This is a genomic window from Photorhabdus tasmaniensis (genome assembly GCF_011189505.1).
GTDB classification, from domain to species: domain Bacteria; phylum Pseudomonadota; class Gammaproteobacteria; order Enterobacterales; family Enterobacteriaceae; genus Photorhabdus; species Photorhabdus tasmaniensis.
Genome location: NZ_PUJU01000003.1, coordinates 126,981 through 146,468, shown reverse-complemented (window position 1 = coordinate 146,468; position 19,488 = coordinate 126,981). Strand labels below are relative to the sequence as shown.

The 19,488-nt window shown below is 44.4% G+C and carries 20 protein-coding genes; 16 read left to right on the top strand and 4 right to left on the bottom strand.

Annotation, left to right across the window (positions count from 1 at the left end; all coding sequences use genetic code 11):
* Positions 1-177: 177 nt before the first annotated feature.
* The 9 genes from ndk (at position 178) to der (ending at position 9,635) form a co-directional block, all read left to right on the top strand.
* The gene (gene ndk, locus C5471_RS02115) at positions 178-606 is read left to right on the top strand and encodes a nucleoside-diphosphate kinase (protein ID WP_133814958.1); all 429 of its coding nucleotides are present in this window, start codon (positions 178-180) and stop codon (positions 604-606) included.
* Between the two features lie 182 nt (positions 607-788).
* Positions 789-1,967 carry a dual-specificity RNA methyltransferase RlmN gene (rlmN, locus tag C5471_RS02110; RefSeq protein ID WP_133814957.1) on the top strand — a complete coding sequence of 393 codons (1,179 nt, stop codon included), beginning with the start codon at positions 789-791 and terminating at the stop codon, positions 1,965-1,967.
* Between the two features lie 74 nt (positions 1,968-2,041).
* Positions 2,042-2,455, top strand: coding sequence for a tetratricopeptide repeat protein (locus C5471_RS02105; RefSeq protein WP_207627113.1), 414 nt, complete (start codon positions 2,042-2,044; stop codon positions 2,453-2,455).
* A gap of 121 nt (positions 2,456-2,576) precedes the next feature.
* Positions 2,577-3,581, top strand: a complete 1,005-nt coding sequence (gene rodZ / locus C5471_RS02100; RefSeq protein ID WP_133814956.1) for a cytoskeleton protein RodZ — start codon at positions 2,577-2,579, stop codon at positions 3,579-3,581.
* Between the two features lie 68 nt (positions 3,582-3,649).
* Positions 3,650-4,771, top strand: coding sequence for a flavodoxin-dependent (E)-4-hydroxy-3-methylbut-2-enyl-diphosphate synthase (gene ispG, locus C5471_RS02095; protein WP_133814955.1), 1,122 nt, complete (start codon positions 3,650-3,652; stop codon positions 4,769-4,771).
* A 120-nt stretch (positions 4,772-4,891) separates the two neighbouring features.
* A complete protein-coding gene (gene hisS, locus C5471_RS02090; protein WP_133814954.1) occupies positions 4,892-6,169 on the top strand; it encodes a histidine--tRNA ligase in 1,278 nt (425 codons plus the stop codon).
* 11 nt (positions 6,170-6,180) lie between these two features.
* Positions 6,181-6,801, top strand: a complete 621-nt coding sequence (locus tag C5471_RS02085) for a tetratricopeptide repeat protein (protein ID WP_133814953.1) — start codon at positions 6,181-6,183, stop codon at positions 6,799-6,801.
* A 13-nt stretch (positions 6,802-6,814) separates the two neighbouring features.
* Entirely contained in the window at positions 6,815-7,987 is a 1,173-nt protein-coding gene (gene bamB, locus C5471_RS02080; protein WP_133814952.1) for an outer membrane protein assembly factor BamB, read from the top strand.
* 163 nt (positions 7,988-8,150) lie between these two features.
* The gene (der, locus tag C5471_RS02075; protein WP_133814951.1) at positions 8,151-9,635 is read left to right on the top strand and encodes a ribosome biogenesis GTPase Der; all 1,485 of its coding nucleotides are present in this window, start codon (positions 8,151-8,153) and stop codon (positions 9,633-9,635) included.
* A 23-nt stretch (positions 9,636-9,658) separates the two neighbouring features.
* Here the strand turns inward: der and C5471_RS02070 are convergent, their stop codons facing one another.
* The 3 genes from C5471_RS02070 to hemF form a co-directional block, all read right to left on the bottom strand.
* Positions 9,659-9,976, bottom strand: coding sequence for a protealysin inhibitor emfourin (locus C5471_RS02070; protein WP_133814950.1), 318 nt, complete (start codon positions 9,974-9,976; stop codon positions 9,659-9,661).
* A gap of 174 nt (positions 9,977-10,150) precedes the next feature.
* On the bottom strand, positions 10,151-11,278 hold the full coding sequence (prtS, locus tag C5471_RS02065; protein ID WP_133814949.1) for a metalloprotease PrtS: 1,128 nt from the start codon (positions 11,276-11,278) through the stop codon (positions 10,151-10,153).
* A gap of 231 nt (positions 11,279-11,509) precedes the next feature.
* A complete protein-coding gene (gene hemF / locus C5471_RS02060) occupies positions 11,510-12,418 on the bottom strand; it encodes an oxygen-dependent coproporphyrinogen oxidase (protein WP_133814948.1) in 909 nt (302 codons plus the stop codon).
* 136 nt (positions 12,419-12,554) lie between these two features.
* Between hemF and C5471_RS02055 the strand changes: the two genes are divergently transcribed.
* Entirely contained in the window at positions 12,555-12,986 is a 432-nt protein-coding gene (locus tag C5471_RS02055; protein WP_133814947.1) for a GNAT family acetyltransferase, read from the top strand.
* Positions 12,987-13,029: 43 nt separating this feature from the next.
* Here C5471_RS02055 and C5471_RS02050 read toward each other — a convergent pair whose 3' ends face one another.
* Positions 13,030-13,449 carry a YgiW/YdeI family stress tolerance OB fold protein gene (locus tag C5471_RS02050; RefSeq protein ID WP_422630898.1) on the bottom strand — a complete coding sequence of 140 codons (420 nt, stop codon included), beginning with the start codon at positions 13,447-13,449 and terminating at the stop codon, positions 13,030-13,032.
* 169 nt (positions 13,450-13,618) lie between these two features.
* On the opposite strand from C5471_RS02050, the gene C5471_RS02045 reads away from it, so the two are divergent.
* The 6 genes from C5471_RS02045 to cysM all read left to right on the top strand — a co-directional run bounded on the left by C5471_RS02045 (position 13,619) and on the right by cysM (position 19,299).
* Positions 13,619-14,227, top strand: coding sequence for an RpoE-regulated lipoprotein (locus C5471_RS02045; protein WP_133814946.1), 609 nt, complete (start codon positions 13,619-13,621; stop codon positions 14,225-14,227).
* Between the two features lie 246 nt (positions 14,228-14,473).
* The gene (locus C5471_RS02040) at positions 14,474-15,496 is read left to right on the top strand and encodes a sulfate ABC transporter substrate-binding protein (protein ID WP_133814945.1); all 1,023 of its coding nucleotides are present in this window, start codon (positions 14,474-14,476) and stop codon (positions 15,494-15,496) included.
* On the top strand, positions 15,496-16,329 hold the full coding sequence (gene cysT, locus C5471_RS02035) for a sulfate/thiosulfate ABC transporter permease CysT (protein WP_133814944.1): 834 nt from the start codon (positions 15,496-15,498) through the stop codon (positions 16,327-16,329). The genes C5471_RS02040 and cysT overlap by 1 nt, the downstream gene beginning before the upstream one ends.
* Positions 16,329-17,174: a sulfate/thiosulfate ABC transporter permease CysW gene (gene cysW / locus C5471_RS02030; protein WP_133814943.1), complete on the top strand. Its 846-nt coding sequence runs from the start codon at positions 16,329-16,331 to the stop codon at positions 17,172-17,174. The genes cysT and cysW overlap by 1 nt, the downstream gene beginning before the upstream one ends.
* 14 nt (positions 17,175-17,188) lie before the next feature.
* On the top strand, positions 17,189-18,277 hold the full coding sequence (gene cysA, locus C5471_RS02025; protein ID WP_133814942.1) for a sulfate/thiosulfate ABC transporter ATP-binding protein CysA: 1,089 nt from the start codon (positions 17,189-17,191) through the stop codon (positions 18,275-18,277).
* A 140-nt stretch (positions 18,278-18,417) separates the two neighbouring features.
* The gene (gene cysM, locus C5471_RS02020; protein ID WP_133814941.1) at positions 18,418-19,299 is read left to right on the top strand and encodes a cysteine synthase CysM; all 882 of its coding nucleotides are present in this window, start codon (positions 18,418-18,420) and stop codon (positions 19,297-19,299) included.
* Positions 19,300-19,488 lie beyond the last annotated feature (189 nt).

The window sequence follows — 19,488 nt, the reverse complement described above, 5'->3', positions numbered from 1 at the left end:
TCGCTAAGAAAAATTTAATGGAATGTTATGTTTTCTGTAGGCAACTGCTATTCAGGCCCCTATAATCAACGCCTCTTTTATCCCCGCTAGGGTTGCGGGATAAGTATTAGCCGGTTAACTTATCGGGATAAAAAATTAAAATTATCAGTTGCTGAAAGAAGAACCAAGAGGTTATCCATGACGGTTGAACGTACTTTTTCGATTATTAAACCTAACGCAGTGAAGAAAAATGCCATCGGGTCTATTTATGCCCGTTTTGAAAGCGCCGGGTTTAACATTATTGCCGCCAAAATGCTTCACTTGACCCGTGAACAGGCTGAAGGCTTCTATGCAGAGCACAAAGGCCGCCCTTTCTTTGATGGTCTGGTGGAATTTATGATTTCTGGCCCCATCGTGGTTCAGGTATTGGAAGGCGAGAATGCAGTACAACGTCACCGTGACTTGATGGGTGCAACCAATCCTGATAACGCATTAGCAGGCACTCTGCGTGCTGATTACGCAGACAGTTTTACTGAAAATGCAGTCCACGGCTCTGATGCCGTTGAATCTGCTAACCGTGAAATTGCGTATTTCTTCACAGAAGATGAAATTTGCCCCCGTAATTGATTTGTCGTTACCCGTAGCATCATCGCATTAAAGTTTGTACAATGCCGCGCCCCGTTGTTAACTCAACGGGGCGCTTATTATTTGTCACTAGGCTAAACTGATAGTGATACCCGAATTGAAACTTCGTGCGTTGAATTCATCAACACAGAGCCGAAAGTGTAACAACGAGGCGATATAAAAAAATGTCCCAACCAAATACTGTGGCACAATTTGCTGCTGCTGTCGTGTCTGAAACCCCAGAAAAGAAAAACGGGAAAATTAACCTGTTTGATCTGAATCGCAAACAAATGCGTCAATTCTTCACCGATATGGGGGAAAAACCCTTCCGTGCCGATCAAGTGATGAAATGGATGTATCATTACTGCTATGACGATTTTGAGCAGATGACGGATATTAACAAAACCTTGCGGGCGAAATTGCAGCAGGTTGCTGAGATCTGTGCACCTGAGGTAGCAGAGGAACAACGTTCAGCTGATGGCACGATTAAATGGGCTATCAATGTTGGCGATCAACAAGTTGAAACGGTTTATATTCCGGAAGATGATCGGGCTACGTTGTGTGTCTCTTCTCAGGTAGGCTGTGCACTGGAATGTAAATTCTGTTCTACCGCTCAACAAGGGTTTAACCGTAATTTACGGGTTTCTGAAATTATTGGTCAGGTTTGGCGGGCAGCGAAAATTATTGGCTCACTGAAATCCAGTGGTCGCCGCCCGATTACCAACGTGGTTATGATGGGAATGGGTGAACCTCTGCTTAACCTGAATAACGTGGTTCCTGCAATGGAAATCATGATGGATGATTTTGGTTTCGGTTTGTCCAAGCGCCGTGTAACGCTATCCACATCCGGTGTCGTGCCTGCGCTGGATAAACTTGGCGATATGATTGATGTCGCTTTAGCGATTTCCCTGCACGCACCGACAGATGATGTGCGTGATGATATCGTTCCTATCAACCGCAAATATAATATTGAGCAGTTCCTTGCGGGGGTGCGCCGTTATTTGTCGAAATCGAATGCAAACCAGGGGCGTGTGACAGTGGAATATGTCATGCTTGATCATATTAATGATAGCGTGGAACAGGCGCATCAATTGGCTGAATGTCTGAAAGACACACCCAGTAAAATCAATCTGATCCCGTGGAATCCGTTTCCGGGCGCGCCATATGGCCGCAGCTCCAACAGCCGGATCGACCGTTTTGCCAAAGTGCTGATGGGATATGGTTTTACAACTATTGTCCGCAAAACCCGTGGTGATGATATTGATGCCGCATGTGGTCAGCTTGCGGGAGATGTGATTGATCGCACAAAACGGACATTGAAAAAACGTCAGGCAGGTGAACCTATCCAGGTAAGAACAGTCTGAATGTTGGTATGTCCTGTCATGCAGTAACTGAAATTATTGCGACAATTACGTATCCTTGATGAAGTGGGGATGGAATGATAAGGAAATCGTTATCGGGAATGCTTGTTGCCGCTGTATTATTGGCTGGGTGTTCCAATCAACCGGTAAACGGAAATAAACAGCGAAAAGTCGCAGCAGAAACCCGGATCCAACTGGGGATGGCCTATTTGGCAGAAGGTCATTTACCGGCTGCCAGATATCATTTTGATAAGGTGTTACAGGCACAGCCAGACCATTATCAGGCTCAGTTGGGTATGGCGCTGTATGAGCAATATTCCGGCCAGCCGGAAGCTGCTCGTCAGCGTTACAAAATGGCGATGCAGTATGCGCCAGGAAATGATACGGTATTGTATCATTACAGCGTTTTTCTCTGTGAGCAGGGGCAGTATGAAGAAGCCAAAATTCTGTTGACCGGGAATAATGCTGACAGGCGTATTTGTTATCAGTGATTTGCCGCTAGTAAAATAGCAAATCTATTTCGCCGCGCAGGCCATTGTATAATGTAAGGATTATAGCAAAGAGCCAGCGCGAAGTTTTTCACAACTTGGACAGTACCGCGTCTTCTTGCTAATGAATACTGAAACGACTCCAGAACAAGCTCATTTGACAGCAGGTCAGCTCCTGCGTCAGGCTCGTGAACAGCACGGGCTAACTCAACAGACGGTGGCTGATCGTCTGTGTCTGAAACTTTCCACTATCCGTGATATTGAAGAGGACAATATACCGGCCAACATGGTGCCCACTTTCCTGCGAGGTTATGTTCGCTCTTATGCTAAATTGGTACAAATTCCAGAAGCGGAAATTCTGGCGATTCTGGATAAGCATACCCCGGCAAAAACCGCGAAAGTTTCACCAATGCAGAGTTTTTCATTGGGTAAGAAACGTAAAAAACGTGAAAGTTGGTTGATGTGGATTACCTGGCTAATTATTCTGGTAGTAATTAGTCTGACGGGAGCATGGTGGTGGCAAAACCACACAGCTCAACAGAAAGAATTGATTTCGATGGCTGATCAGTCTGCGGCGCAGGTTGCTCAGAAGAAAGTCCATGTGGCGGATCTAGCCACCGGGAGCAACGATCAGGCGACACAGTTGCCGGCCAGTGAGCAGCCATTATCTGCTGCTTCAACCGAAAATGCGGTGAAAGCGAATAATGCGAACACGCATCATGTGAATAATAGTGGGGAAACGGTTCAGCCTGTAGCATCAGCTCAACATCAGGCGCTGGAAACACCTAAAATTCAGCCACAGACTGTGCCATTACCTGCGAATCAGCGTACAGCTCAAATATCGAGGGTTGTGGAAAATACAGCCCCGGCAGTGGCCGTTAGTGATAAATTGGTGATGAATTTCAAAGCATCCTGTTGGTTACAGGTTGCGGATGCTAATGGAAAAACGCTGTTTAGCGGAACTAAACATAAGGGTGATAGCCTGAACCTCTCTGGCTCATTACCTTACCAATTAACTATCGGTGCCCCGACAGCAGTGGATGTGCAGTTTCGGGGGCAAGCCGTTAATTTAAGCAGCTTTGTTAAAACGGGTCGTATTGCGCGTCTTAAAGTACCAGGAACACAATAAATGCCTTTGTAATACGGCATTGTTCTCATTTATAAGTAAGCACATGGAAGTATGGGAGAAACACCAGTATGCATAATGAATCGCCGATAAAAAGACGCAAATCTACGCGTATTTATGTAGGGAATGTGCCAGTCGGGGATGGCGCGCCAATTTCGGTGCAGTCAATGACAAATACACGCACTACAGATGTGGAAGCCACTGTTAAACAGATTAAAGCGCTTGAGCGTGTTGGGGTTGATATTGTCCGTGTATCAATACCAACGATGGACGCGGCAGAAGCGTTTAAATTGATTAAGCAGCAAGCTGGTATTCCCTTGGTTGCAGATATCCATTTTGATTACCGTATTGCACTTAAAGTTGCAGAGTATGGTGTCGATTGCCTGCGTATTAACCCCGGTAATATCGGTAATGAGGCGCGTATCCGTGAGGTTGTGGCGGCTGCCCGCGACAAAAATATCCCAATCCGTATTGGTGTGAATGGCGGATCACTGGAAAAGGACATTCAGGAAAAATATGGTGAGCCAACCCCGGAAGCACTGTTGGAATCGGCTATGCGCCATGTGGATATTCTTGAAAGACTTAATTTCGACCAGTTTAAAATCAGCGTAAAAGCGTCAGATGTCTTTCTGGCGGTTGGCGCTTACCGTTTGCTGGCCCAGAAGATTGATCAGCCATTACATCTTGGTATCACAGAGGCCGGTGGCGCTCGGGCCGGTTCTGTAAAATCAGCCATTGGTTTGGGTATTCTTCTGTCGGAAGGTATCGGTGATACCCTGCGTATTTCTTTGGCTGCCGATCCAGTCGAAGAAGTTAAAGTGGGTTTTGATATTCTGAAATCATTACGGATTCGTTCCCGTGGTATTAACTTTATCGCCTGTCCAACTTGTTCTCGTCAGGAATTTGATGTTATCGGCACCGTTAACGCATTGGAACAACGCTTGGAAGATTTACTCACCCCGATGGATGTTTCAATCATTGGTTGTGTGGTTAACGGCCCGGGTGAGGCGGAGGTTTCCACTTTGGGTGTCACTGGTGCCAGAACAAAAAGTGGTTTTTATCAAGACGGAGTACGGCAGAAAGAGCGTCTAGACAATGCTGATATGATTGATCAACTTGAGGCCAAGATCCGCGCTAAGGCATCCATGCTGGATGAAAATAAGCGTATCGACATAAGTCAACTGGATAAATAATATATCCGATACTGGTTCATCGTTATTGATGAGCCAGTATTGTTTTGGTTTGTTAATTGAAGCTCGTCCGTATTCGCTTCTATAATCAACATCATTTTTGAATTATTAACAGGATAAGACGTGGCAAAAAATATCCAGGCTATTCGTGGCATGAACGACTGCTTGCCGGCAGACACTGCGATTTGGCAGCGTATTGAAAGCGTTTTGAAACGCGTATTGGCGAGTTATGGTTATAGCGAGATCCGCACACCGATTGTAGAGCAGACCCCGTTATTTAAACGGGCTATCGGGGAAGTGACTGATGTGGTCGAAAAGGAAATGTACACCTTTGATGATCGCAATGGTGAAAGTTTGACCCTGCGTCCTGAAAATACCGCAGGCTGTGTCCGGGCAGGTATTGAACATGGTCTGCTGTACAATCAGGAACAGCGCGTATGGTATTTCGGGCCTATGTTCCGTTATGAGCGCCCACAAAAAGGCCGTTACCGCCAATTTTACCAGTTAGGGGCTGAAGTCTTTGGTCTTCAGGGACCTGATATTGATGCTGAACTTATTTTATTGACCGCCCGCTGGTGGCGTGAGCTCGGTATTGCTGAACATGTGACGCTTGAACTGAACTCAATTGGTTCATTGGCAGCGCGGGCCAGTTACCGCGAAGCGCTGGTTGCTTTCCTTGAGCAGCATAAAGATAAGCTGGATGAAGATTGCAAACGTCGCATGTACAGCAATCCATTGCGTGTTTTGGATTCAAAAAATTCGGAAGTTCAGCAACTTCTTAATGATGCACCGGAACTGTTTGACTATCTTGATGCCGAATCAAAGGAACATTTTGACAGCCTGTGTGCACTTCTTGATGCGGCTGGGATCAAATACCGGATGAATCAGCGTTTGGTTCGTGGTCTGGATTACTATAACCGCACGGTATTTGAATGGGTAACAACGGCTTTGGGGGCTCAGGGAACTGTCTGTGCCGGTGGTCGTTACGATGGGTTGGTTGAGCAACTGGGTGGCCGTGCGACTCCGGCTGTGGGTTTTGCTATGGGCGTGGAGCGTCTGGTTTTGCTGGTGCAAGAAATGAACCCGGCATTTTTGGCGGAGCTATCAGTGGCGGAGGTTTATCTTGCTTCCTTCGGCGAAGGCAGTCAGCAGGCAGCATTGATTCTGGCTGAACAGATACGTGATGTCTTGCCGCAATTGCGCCTGGTGACTAACCACGGGGGAGGGAACTTTAAGAAGCAATTGGGGCGTGCGGATAAACAAGGCGCTAAAATTGCGCTGATTTTGGGTGAAGATGAAGTCCGTTCTGGTCAGGCAGCGATTAAAGATTTACGTACAGGCGAACAACAAACGTTGCCGCAAAGCGAAATTGCAGCTCGTTTGGCTGAATTGTTAGGTTAAGGAGAGACTCCGTGGAAGTCTATACCAATGAAAACGAACAAGTTGACGCGATCCGCCGCTTTTTCGCCGATAATGGCAAAGCGTTGGTTTTCGGGCTGGTGCTGGGCGCTGGCGCGCTGATTGGTTGGCGTTATTGGCAATCTCATCAGACAAATCAATTGCAGGGCAGTGCGGAAGCTTTTGAACAGGTAAATCGTGGATTAACTTCCGGTGCAAAAGAGAGTCATGCTGCTGCTGAGAAGTTTGCCGTTGAAACTAACAATAGTTATGGCGTGATGGCTCATATGCATTTGGCTCAACTGGCTGTTGAAAAGAATGAGTTAGCAAAAGCGGATCAATTTTTATCTGCGGCTGTTGGTCAAACAAAAAATGAAGATTTGCTGGCTCTGGCTAATATTCGTTTAGCCCGGGTTCAATTGGCGGAAGATAAGGCGGATGCCGCATTGAAAACACTGGAACAGGTGAAAGGTTCCGGTTGGGTTGCCATGGCAGAAGATATCCGCGGCGATGCGCTATTGAAAAAAGGTGATATTGCGGGTGCCCGTGCAGCTTATACCAAAGGTCTGGGATCAGATTCACCGCAGGCGATCAAATCGATGTTAAATCTTAAATTGAATAATTTATCCAGCTAAGGGGATCCTTTCAATGCAGTTGCGTAAAACACTCTTGGTTGGTCTGGTTGCTTCTGTTCTGTTAGCGGGTTGTTCAAATGAGCAGGACACAGTAACTATGTCACCGTTGCCACAGGTTGAGAATCAATTTAGCCCAAAGGTTGTCTGGGATAAATCTGTAGGTGATGGTGTTGGCCGCTATTACTCTCACTTGACACCAACCTGGCAGGGTTCTGTTGTCTATGTCGCTGATCGCCATGGTATCGTTAAGGCGCTGGACATTGATAGCGGTAAAGAGATGTGGTCGGTAAATCTGGCTGAAAAAGCCGGTTTTCTCTCTTCCCGTATCCCGGCGTTGCTCTCTGGCGGCCTGACCGTTTCTGGGAATCATTTATATGTCGGCACTGAACGTGCCAAAGTCATCGCGCTGAATACCGAAGACGGCCAGATTGTCTGGGGATCTGAAGTTGCCGGAGAAGCGTTGTCGCGTCCGGTGGTGACTGATGGCCTGGTACTGGTTCATACCAGCAACGGTATGTTGCAGGCATTGAATGAGTCAGATGGTAAAGTACAATGGTCTGTTAATATGGATACCCCATCATTATCGTTGCGTGGTGAATCAGCTCCGGCTGTGGCTTACGGTGCTGCGATCGTGGGGGGAGATAATGGCCGTGTCAATGCTGTGCTGATTTCTCAGGGGCAACTGATTTGGCAGCAACGTATTTCTCAGGTAACCAGTTCGACAGAAATCGGTCGTCTTAATGATGTTGATACAACACCGGTTATTTCTGAAGGCGTAATATATGCGATAGCCTATAACGGTAATCTGGTGGCACTTGATATGCGTTCAGGCCAAATCCTCTGGAAACGCGATTTGGGCTCAGTGAACGAGATGGTTGTTTCCAGCGATCATATTTACATTGTTGATCAAAACGATCGGGTGATGAGTCTGCGTCAAAGCGATGGTGTAACGCTGTGGACTCAGACAAAATTACAACACCGCAACTTGACAGCGCCTGAAATGTATAATGGCTATCTGGTTGTTGGTGATAGTGAAGGCTATTTGCACTGGCTGAATATGGATGACGGTAAGTTCGTTGCTCAACATAAAGTTGATAGCTCCGGCTTAATGAGCCGTCCGGTTGTTGCCAGTGATAAGCTGATGGTACAGGCGAAAGACGGTACGGTTTATCTGTTTACCCGTTGAGTACTTCTACACTGTCTGTTTATCGGAAATAGAGAATAAAGAGTTGTTATAATCCCACGGCTCCTGAAAAGAACAGGGGCCGTTTCGTCTTTTTAGTGTTTTGTTACGGCTAACGATGAGTAGCAAAATACTGATTTCAAATTTAGTCATGAGGCATCAACAAATGACACCTGTCGTCGCTCTGGTAGGGCGCCCAAATGTGGGTAAGTCCACGTTATTTAACCGTTTAACCCGTACAAGAGATGCGCTGGTAGCGGATTTTCCAGGTCTGACCCGCGATCGCAAATATGGTCGGGCCGAAGTCGAAGGACAGGAATTTATCATCATTGATACCGGTGGTATTGATGGCACCGAAGATGGTGTTGAAACCCACATGGCGGCACAATCTTTGATGGCAATTGAAGAAGCCGATATTGTTCTGTTTATGGTAGATGCCCGTGCCGGGTTGATGCCGGCAGATCACGCTATAGCAAAACACCTGCGCAGCCGTGAAAAAGCCACTTTTTTGGTGGCGAACAAAACCGATGGTATTGATATTGATACATCCGTTGCTGAATTTTATTCGCTCGGATTGGGAGATATATATTCTATCGCCGCTTCTCATGGGCGTGGTGTAACCCAACTTATCGAACGGGCATTGCTGCCTTTTTCCGGTAAAGACAAGGAAGAAGAGGTTGAGCTGACAGAGGAAGAAGCCAACGCAGCCTATTGGGCTGAACAGGAACGAAATGAAGCTGAAAGGGTGGAAGAAGAGGAAGAGGATTTTGATCCCTTAACGCTGCCATTAAAATTAGCCATTGTTGGCAGGCCAAACGTCGGTAAATCTACTTTGACGAACCGTATTTTGGGTGAACAAAGGGTTGTGGTTTATGACATGCCGGGTACCACCCGTGACAGCATTTATATTCCAATGGAACGTGATGGTCGCGAATATATCCTGATTGATACTGCGGGTGTGCGTAAGCGGGGTAAGGTTACTGAAACAGTTGAAAAATTCTCAGTCATCAAAACCCTTCAGGCGATTGAAGATGCTAACGTTGTACTATTGGTGATCGATGCCCGTGAAGGTGTTTCCGATCAGGATTTGTCGTTGCTAGGTTTTATTCTTAATAGCGGGCGCTCATTGGTTATTGCGGTCAATAAATGGGATGGCATGTCACAGGAAGATAGAGATCAAGTGAAAGAAATGCTTGATTATCGTCTTGGTTTTGTTGACTTTGCCAGAGTGCATTTTATCTCCGCTTTACATGGCAGTGGTGTGGGTAACTTGTTTGACTCGATTCTTGAGGCTTATGACTGTGCGACTCGCCGGGTAAATACTGCACTGTTAACCCGTATCATGCGTATGGCTGAAGAAGACCATCAACCCCCGATGATCCGTGGGCGCAGGGTAAAAATGAAATATGCCCATGCTGGCGGGTATAATCCACCTATTGTAGTGATCCACGGTAATCAGGTCGCTGATTTGCCCGATGCTTATAAGCGTTATCTGATGAACTATTTCCGTCGGTCCTTGAAAGTGATGGGGACACCTATTCGGATTCAGTTTAAAGAAGGGGCAAATCCTTTTGCTGACAAACGTAATACGTTGACACCAAATCAGATGCGTAAACGTAAGCGTCTGATGGCTCATTTGAAAAAGCGTTAATTCTAATAAAAAAAGGGGGGTGATTAACCACCCTTTTTACTGGCATCCCATATTTGAGTAATTATTTCTGGTGTATCTAACTCTGGAAATGTGAAGTGATACGCTTCATTTCCGGTAGCGATGCAGAGCAAATAATAATGTTGGTCAGGGTATGATGATAGTGGCATAGAATCAGAGAAACTCCGTTCTATAGTCTGAATAAATAGTTGTTTTTGGTGGGGAGACAGTGATTTTAAATTCACTGTTTTATCTTGCCCAAGACCAGGTGTAGCAGCAAATCCTCCTTGCAGAGAAATAGTGATTTTACTATCAGTTGTGAGCTTGATGATTTTATTATTCATGATATACCAGTTTTATACAGTTATTTTCTACGTTTCTACAGTATAGCGTGAAATTCGGCGTTAACAATTTTAGTATCTTTCATTAGCTATCTTTTTTTATTAATAGAGGCTGCCAGCTTAGGTATTATAAATAATAGAATATCGCTGGTATTAAACCAGCGATATGTTTATAGATTAAATTTTAGTTTCTCCCTTATCTTCTTTTTTATCTTCCTTTTTGTCTCCTTTCTTATCTTCTTCTTTCGTTTCCACTTTAATGCCCACTTCTTGCCAGCTGTCTATAGTGGCTTTTTCAACATCCTCATCAAATAAATCACGAGCATGTTTAACGGTTAACTTAGCGAAGGATAAGAAGGTAGTATCACGTGCAAGATCTTTATCTAGCAATGTGCTGTACCATATCTTTCCTGCTTTTTCCCAAGCATATCCGCCCAATTTTATCGCGAGATTATAAAAGGCTTTATTAGGAATACCTGAGTTAACATGAACACCACCATTGTCTCGGTAAATAGGATAGTCTTTAAAATCATCCATATGACCAGGCTGAGGATCTTTACCAAGAAGAGGATCATCATATGCCGTTCCGGGTTCTTTCATTGAACGGATCCCTATACCTTTAATACCTTTGACCAGTAATTCTTCCCCTACAACCCAGCTTGCTTCATCAGCTTTTTGTTTTAGATAATGTTGCCTTACCAGTGAGCCAAAGACATCGGCAATTGATTCATTCAATGCGCCGGACTGGAAGAAATAGATCAAATCAGCTGTTTTTTCGATAACACCATGAGATAATTCATGGCCAATGACATCGATAGATGTGGTGAAATTATTGAAAACCTTACCGTCACCATCACCAAACACCATTTGCCCTCTGCCCCAATACGCATTCATGTATTCTTTGCCGTAGTGCACGGTGGCAATCAATTTCATTCCTTTATCATCTAATGAATTGCGATTAAAAACTTCTTTGTAGAAATTGTAAGTTGCTTCCAGATATTTATATGCGTTATCAACGGCTACGTCGCCATTATCTGGATCACCTTCATCTCGTACTAAAGTTCCGGGTAATTTGGTTTCATTTTTTGCATCGTAAATACTACGATGTAGAGTATCGCTGACAACTTTATCATCGGTATTATCAATAGAGTCTGATGTTTTAATAACACTGTCCAACATTAAACTCTGGGTATGATTTAATGTCATTAATACGTTATCTTTTTCACTTTCGCTATTATTCTTATAAATATTTTGTAGAATATACGGCGGTATTAAACCTTTGTAGTTATTGTTTTGTATTTGCATAAAATATCTCCTGGAATAAATTATTAGTTATTAATTAGAGTACTCTTTAGGTACATTTTCATATTAAACACGTTTCCATCGGATAGTCATCAGGGCCAGCCTGCTTCTTTTATGTTAAAGGATTGTTAATAAATTGTTATATAATTTATGTGAGAGATTTCTGTATTGGCCGTATTAAAAATATAAATAGTTAGGAATAATTGTTTATAATATTCCTAACATGATAAAAAATCATATCCAGTTTTTTACTGGTAGAAAGTCGATATATAAAGCAGCTTCCGCAGACCCTGGTTCAGGGTGATAGTCATATTCCCAACGTACTAAAGGTGGCATGGACATTAAGATAGACTCTGTTCGTCCACCACTTTGTAATCCAAATAAGGTTCCCCTGTCCCAAACCAGGTTAAATTCAACATAACGACCACGGCGATATAACTGAAACTGTCGTTCACGTTCGCTCCATAATATGCTCTTCCTTTTTTCCACAATAGGCAAATAAGCAGAAAGAAAACCTTTGCCTATATCCTGAGTAAAGTGAAAGCAGTGTTCAAAATCAGGAGTATTTAAATCATCAAAAAATAAGCCACCAATTCCACGCGCTTCATTACGATGTTTAATATAGAAATAATCATCACACCATTTTTTATATTTTGGGTAGAGAGTTTCTCCATAGGGTTGACATATATTTCTGGCGGTAGTGTGCCAGTGAATAGCATCTTCCTCAAAACCATAATAAGGTGTTAAATCAAAACCTCCACCGAACCACCATACTGGCGCTTCACCTTCTTTTTCCGCAATAAAAAACCGGACGTTAGCATGGCTGGTTGGGATATAGGGATTTGAAGGATGAATAACCAGAGAGACGCCCATGGCCTGATAATTACGTCCGGTCAATTCAGGGCGATGAGCTGTTGCTGATGAGGGAAGCATGGTTCCTGACACATGGGAAAAATTAGCGCCGGCTTGTTCGAATATAGCGCCTTCTTTCATAATTCGACTGCGGCCACCACCGCCATCTTCCCGTTGCCAGCATTGCTCAATAAATTTCCCTTTGCCATCTGCCTGTTCCAGTTGCTGGCAAATTTCATTCTGTAATGAAAGGAAAAAAGATTTAATCTTATTGACATTTGGTGTGTTCATGATTCTTTTCTCATTATAATGCAGTGATTGCCATATTATACCTATTGGTGATAGAGAACACATTTTCGTATTGATTCCGGTGCTAAAGCGAAGATAATGTAAAATAGTTATTTCAATAAAAACAGGTTGGTTAGGAATGGAAATTCGAGTTTTTCGACAAGATGATTTTGAAGCTGTGATCACCTTATGGGAACGCTGCGATTTACTTAATCCTGGTGTTGATCCTGAAATGGATATTGAGCGTAAGCTGACCCATGATCCTGACCTGTTTTTAGTCGCAGAAGTGGCGGGTGAAGTGGTTGGGACTGTTATGGGTGGTTATGACGGTCACTTTGGTTCAGCTTATTATTTGGGTGTTCATCCTGAATTCCGAGGACGGGGAATTGCGAATGCATTAATTTCCCGGTTGGAAAAGAAGTTGATTGCCCGAGGCTGCCCGAAAATCATGTTTATTGTTCCTGAGGACAATGATGCCACGCTTTATATGTGTGAAAAACTGGAATACGAAGATTGTCATCAAGAAAGTGTTGTTTTCAGCAAGCGTTTGATTATTGATCAGGACTATTGATCTGAGGCATGTGGCTGAATGAGTCTCATTCAGCCACAAATCACTAGTGCAATTTAGTCACTTTTTTCACATCAACTGTTACAGAACTCCACTCTTTATCGACTTCACCTTCAAGGCGAACTTTATCCTGAGGTGTTATTGTTTGACCATTCCAGTATTTGTGATCAATTTCGACTTCAATAACGCCTGTGTTATCACGGAATATGAAGTGATCGCCACGGATACGGGATTCGATATTTCCCTCCAGCACGACCCAACTGTCATCCCACATATTTTTAACTTGTTCAGTGGTTGAAATTCTTACATTGTTATCGATAAAACCACCTAGTGGTGCTGTCTGGGTTTGAGGTTGGGTAACATTTGGACCAGAAAAACCACCAGATTGCATATGTGTGGTTTGGGCTGTTAATGGTGCACTGAATAAAGCAATCAGGGCGACGGTTGCAAATGTTTTTTTCATCATATTGATCTCATTATGGTGACTTATTTTTAGAAAAACAGTATATCGACAAGCGATATTTAATCAATGTGATATTCACTCATTGTTAATAATTTAAACGGTTCTCTGAAACTAACAACCGTGGTGTGATGTCTCAGTACCTATTTCTGTATTTAATCAAAAGGAGCCAGTTATGCAGGAGTTTTCTTTAGCTAACATTTTGTCAGGATTACGTTTTGCCACAATAGGTTGTTCATTGTTACTGGCCGGTTGTGCGGGCTCATCTGGTCTTTCATGGTCGAGTTTGTCGCCTTTTAGCTGGTTTGGTGGCTCGTTAAAAATCTCCGCTCAAGGGGTTGGGGAAATAAATAGTCTGACAGCAATGAATAAGGACGCGATAGATAAAGGGTTAGATGGGAAGTACCACTTACGCAGCGGCATGGAAATGAAAAATGGTCAGTTGGTGACGGTATTTCAAGCGATGGAGGGTGATCAACTGAAAATAGAACTTTTTGGTCAGGCAGGTGGAAAAGTCAGCCGTATTGATGTGTTGGATAAAGATATTGAAACCGTCTGGGGGACAAAGATCGGGACACCATTCTCAGCGCTTTATAACCGGGCATTTGATACTTGCCGAAATACGGAGAATGAGTCAGAAAAGAGGGCGGTTATCTGCGTCTCTCCGCAGAGCAAAAATGTCAGTTATCTGTTTACAGGCAACTGGAATGGCCCGGAAGGTTTGATGCCTTCTGATGATGCTCTGAAAAACTGGAAAGTGGAACGTATCGTTTGGAAACGGTGAAAAGCCGTTTCTGAGTGAAAGTACAAACTGAGTCTGTTTAGTAAATTTGATGTGTTTCTTGCGGAGCCGTAACTGGCCCGCATTTTTCAATTAAAAACCTTACTATTTTTGCCATCTTATTGCGTTTCATACTTTCTAATTGCAATTTGGTATATTAAACGGCGATAGTTATCTACCCTGTTATAAATAAACTGGATACATTAGTCACCGGAGCGTTATTTGATGAAATAACGGATAAGGTGAGAAATGAAAAAGTATTCAGTAAACAATAAAATACTAAACGGACTGGTAGCAGTAACTTTATTAGGCAGCAGTAATGTCTTTGCTGTAGCGTTGTTAAACAGCTCTTATGACGTTGCGCGTGAGCTATTTTCCGCACTTAATCCTGAATTTGAGAAACAGTGGAATGAGCAACATCCACAGGACAAATTGATAATCAAGCAATCCCATGCAGGCTCCTCCAAACAAGCACTGGCAATTCTCCAGGGGTTGCGGGCTGATGTGGTGACTTACAATCAGGTGACGGATGTGCAAATTTTGCATGATCGTGGCGATCTGATACCGGCTGATTGGCAGAGTCGTCTGCCAAATAGCAGCTCACCTTACTATTCCACAATGGCATTTTTGGTGCGTAAGGGTAATCCCAAAAATATCCGTAACTGGCATGATTTAGTCCGTAAGGATGTCAAATTAGTCTTCCCAAACCCTAAAACTTCGGGTAATGGCCGTTACACCTATCTGGCTGCTTGGGGAGTGATTCAACAGGAAAATGGTGGAGATCAGGGTAAAACTCGCGAATGGATGAAACGTTTCCTGAAAAATGTCACCGTGTTTGATATCGGAGGTCGCGGAGCAACGACTTCATTTATTGAACGTGGTTTGGGTGATGTGCTGATAAGTTTCGAATCTGAAGTAAACAATATCCGCAAACAATATGGTGACGACAAATATGAGGTGATTGTCCCGCCAATAGATATTCTGGCAGAGTTCCCTGTTGCTTGGGTTGATAAAAATATTGTGAGAAACGGCACTGAAAAAGTGGCGAAAGCTTATCTGAATTATCTCTATAGCCCACAGGCACAGCAGATCATCACTGGCTTTAATTATCGTGTCTGCGATAAAAACGTAATGGATCAACAAAAAGCACGTTTCCCAGAAACAAAATTGTTCCGACTAGAAGATCAGTTTGGTGGTTGGTCACAAGTGATGAAAACCCACTTCAATACAGATGGCACATTGGATCAATTGCTGGCGGAAGGGCATAAGTAATGTTTGCGGTATCCAGTAAGCGAATATTGCCTGGCTTTGGGCTGAGTTTAGGTAGCAGCTTGTTCTATACCTGCTTGATTTTATTATTGCCCCTGAGTGCATTGGTTGTGCAGCTTTCCAGTATGACCTGGGAACAGTATTGGCAGGTTATTGCTAATCCTCAGGTAGTGGCGGCTTACAAAGTGACATTACTGGCGGCAGCGGCTGCCAGTTTGTTCAATGCGGTGTTTGGTATGCTGATGGCATGGGTCTTAACCCGCTATCGTTTCCCTGGACGGAGCTTACTGGATGGCTTGATGGATCTCCCCTTTGCGTTGCCTACCGCAGTAGCTGGGTTGACACTGGCAACGCTGTTCTCTGCTACAGGTTGGTATGGTTCATTTCTTGGGCACTTTGATATGAAAGTGGTGAATACCTGGTTGGGCATTGCGGTGGCAATGGCGTTTACCAGTCTGCCATTTGTGGTGCGAACTATTCAGCCGGTACTTGAAGAGTTGGGGCCGGAGTATGAAGAAGCCGCTCAGACATTAGGCGCTAGCCGCCGGCAAACTTTCTGGCGTGTAATCATGCCTGAATTATCTCCGGCTTTAATTGCTGGTGCTGCACTCTCTTTTACCCGCAGCCTGGGGGAGTTTGGTGCCGTGATTTTTATTGCAGGTAACATCGCATGGCAGACAGAAGTGGTATCACTGATGATTTTCATTCGCTTGCAGGAGTTTGATTACCCAGCTGCTAGTGCCATTGCATCGGTCATATTGGCGATATCCCTGATATTACTGTTTAGTATTAATACCTTGCAAAGCCGCTTTGGTAAGCGGATTGGAGGGCGCTAATGGCAGAATTATCGCAATTTTCTGTTGCGCAACGACCGCCTGTCAATTGGGGGAAATGGGGGCTTATCACAACAGGAGTTCTGTTTTCAGTCTTGCTGTTAGTGATCCCAATTGTATGGATATTTATGACCGCCTTTTCCAAAGGAATTGGGGTGGTCACTCAGAATCTTTTAGATCCTGACATGTTACATGCCATCTGGTTAACGGTACTGATTGCATTGATCACCGTTCCGGTAAACCTGATTTTTGGTGTGATGATTGCCTGGTTGGTGACACGTTTTCAGTTTCCGGGACGGCAATGTTTGCTGACGTTAATCGATATCCCGTTTGCTGTGTCGCCGGTCGTGGCGGGTTTGCTCTATCTGCTGCTTTATGGTTCGAATGGCTGGGCAGGAAATTTGCTGGAATCTTATGATATTCAACTGATGTTTTCCTGGCCGGGCATGGTGTTAGTCACGGTGTTTGTGACTTGCCCGTTTGTTGTCCGGGAGCTGGTGCCGATGATGCTTAGTCAGGGAAGCCAAGAAGATGAAGCGGCAATATTGTTGGGGGCGTCTGGTTGGAAAATGTTTTGGCGGGTGACATTACCCAATATCCGCTGGGCGTTATTATATGGTGTGGTTTTGACCAATGCCCGGGCAATTGGTGAATTTGGTGCGGTGTCAGTCGTATCCGGTGCGATTCGTGGTGAAACTTATACATTGCCGTTGCAGGTTGAATTATTGCATCAAGATTACAATGCCGTAGGGGCATTTACTGCGGCGGCACTACTGGCGTTGATGGCAATGATCACATTGGTTGTTAAAAGTGCTTTGCAGTGGCGGTTAAGCCGCCAGCATAGTTAAGGTAGGAGCACAATATGAGTATTGAAATTAGTAATATCAGTAAATATTTTGGTCGGACTCAGGTTCTGAGCGATATCACTTTGAATATTTTTTCTGGGGAAATGGTCGCTCTGCTTGGCCCGTCAGGCTCTGGTAAAACAACCTTATTAAGGATTATTGCTGGTCTGGAACAACAGACTGCGGGGAAGCTGAGTTTCCACGGTCAGGATGTGAGTCGCGTACATGCCAAAGATCGTCAGGTTGGGTTTGTTTTTCAGCATTATGCGTTGTTCCGGCATATGACCGTATTCGATAACGTTGCTTTCGGATTGACCGTGTTGCCACGGCGTAAGCGTCCTGATACGGCGGCTATTCGCCGTAAAGTTATGGCGTTGTTGGAAATGGTGCAATTGACTCATCTTGCTGAACGCTATCCGTCACAGCTTTCGGGTGGGCAAAAACAGCGGGTAGCGCTGGCGAGGGCATTGGCTGTTGAACCACAAATTCTGTTACTAGATGAGCCATTTGGTGCACTGGATGCTCAGGTAAGGATGGAACTACGCCGCTGGTTACGCAGGCTTCATGAAGAACTGAAATTTACCAGTGTCTTTGTGACTCATGATCAGGAAGAAGCGATGGAAGTGGCTGATCGGGTTGTTGTTATGAGCCAGGGGAATATTGAACAGGTAGGCACGCCACAAGAGGTATGGCGTTATCCGGCCAGCCGTTTTGTGATGGAATTCCTTGGTGAGGTTAACCATCTTCGTGGTGAGATTAAAGGATCCCAGCTTTTGATTGGCGGGCAACATCTGCCTCTTAAGGTAACACCAATCCATCAGGGGAATGTTGATGTATTCCTGCGACCGTGGGAAGTCATGATTAATTCGCAACCTACACCATCCAGTCCACTGCCTGTACAGGTGACTGAGGTGAGTCCTCGTGGGCATTTCTGGCAGCTTTCCGTCCAGCCACTGGGCTGGCATCAAGAGCCGGTTGCGATTGTTTGGTTCGATGAAACGTCAGTACCGACAAGAGGCAGCCGTTATTTTATTGGTGGTACTGAAGCCCGTTTATATGCGGGTGATAAACAACTGCAAACCCTGAGCTTAGCTCAGACCGCCTGACAATGATTTAAAATTTTGGTTGGTACCGATTTGCTCATCTTCTTACCGTCTGGAGATGGGCATTTTTTATTTAAAGTCTTGCGATATATTTCTGAATATGGTTATTTCGCTGTTCTATTAAATAAAAATAGGTAATAGCTGTGGCAAGCTTGGAACATTTTATAGGCAACACTCCGCTGGTAAAACTACAACGAATGACCGATAAGCTGGGTGTGGAAATATGGGTAAAACTTGAAGGTAATAATCCGGCAGGTTCAATAAAAGATAGGACAGCGCTGTCAATGATTCAACAGGCTGAATTGCGGGGTGAAATTTTTCCGGGTGACGTATTGATTGAAGCCACCAGCGGAAATACCGGTATTGCGTTGGCAATGATTGCCGCAGTAAAAGGTTATCACCTTAAATTACTGATGCCTGATAATATGAGCCTTGAACGTCAGGCTTCTATGCGCGCTTATGGCGCGGAGCTTATTTTGGTGAGTAGAAACGTGGGTATGGAAGGCGCACGTGATTTAGCTCAACAAATGGAGCGTAATGGTGAAGGTAAAGTTCTTGATCAATTCAATAACCCGGATAACCCCTTAGCTCACTTTACAACGACCGGGCCGGAAATTTGGCAGCAAACACAAGGACGCATTACGCATTTTGTTTCCAGTATGGGAACGACGGGGACAATTACTGGTGTTAGCCGCTATTTAAAAAGCCAGAATAACGGTGTTCAGGTTATTGGTTTACAACCAGCTGAGAACAGCCATATTCCAGGTATTCGCCGTTGGTCGCCAGCTTATCTGCCCGGCATTTTTCGAAAGGAACTGGTGGATCAAGTGTTGGATATCAAGCAGGAAGACGCTGAAAAAACTATGCGTTTGTTAGCTCACAAAGAGGGGATTTTTTGTGGGGTTAGTTCCGGTGGCGCTGTTGCCGGAGCATTAAGCGTTGCAGCACAGAATCCGGGTTCTGTCATTGTTGCAATTATCTGTGATCGGGGTGACAGATATCTTTCTACGGGGGTATTTAATTAATCTGATTATCAATGCCAGCCAGTATTGTAATGAAGGGCAGATATCAAAAGCTGTCATTTAGAGTGAGTAGAGCAAAGTAGCGGTAAGTTCTGCTCACACTACCCGATTTCTGAATGTAAAGGTGATGTAAATCGAATACCGGAATAAAATAAAAAAACAGCCGGTATTGTCGGCCGTTTTTTTAATACA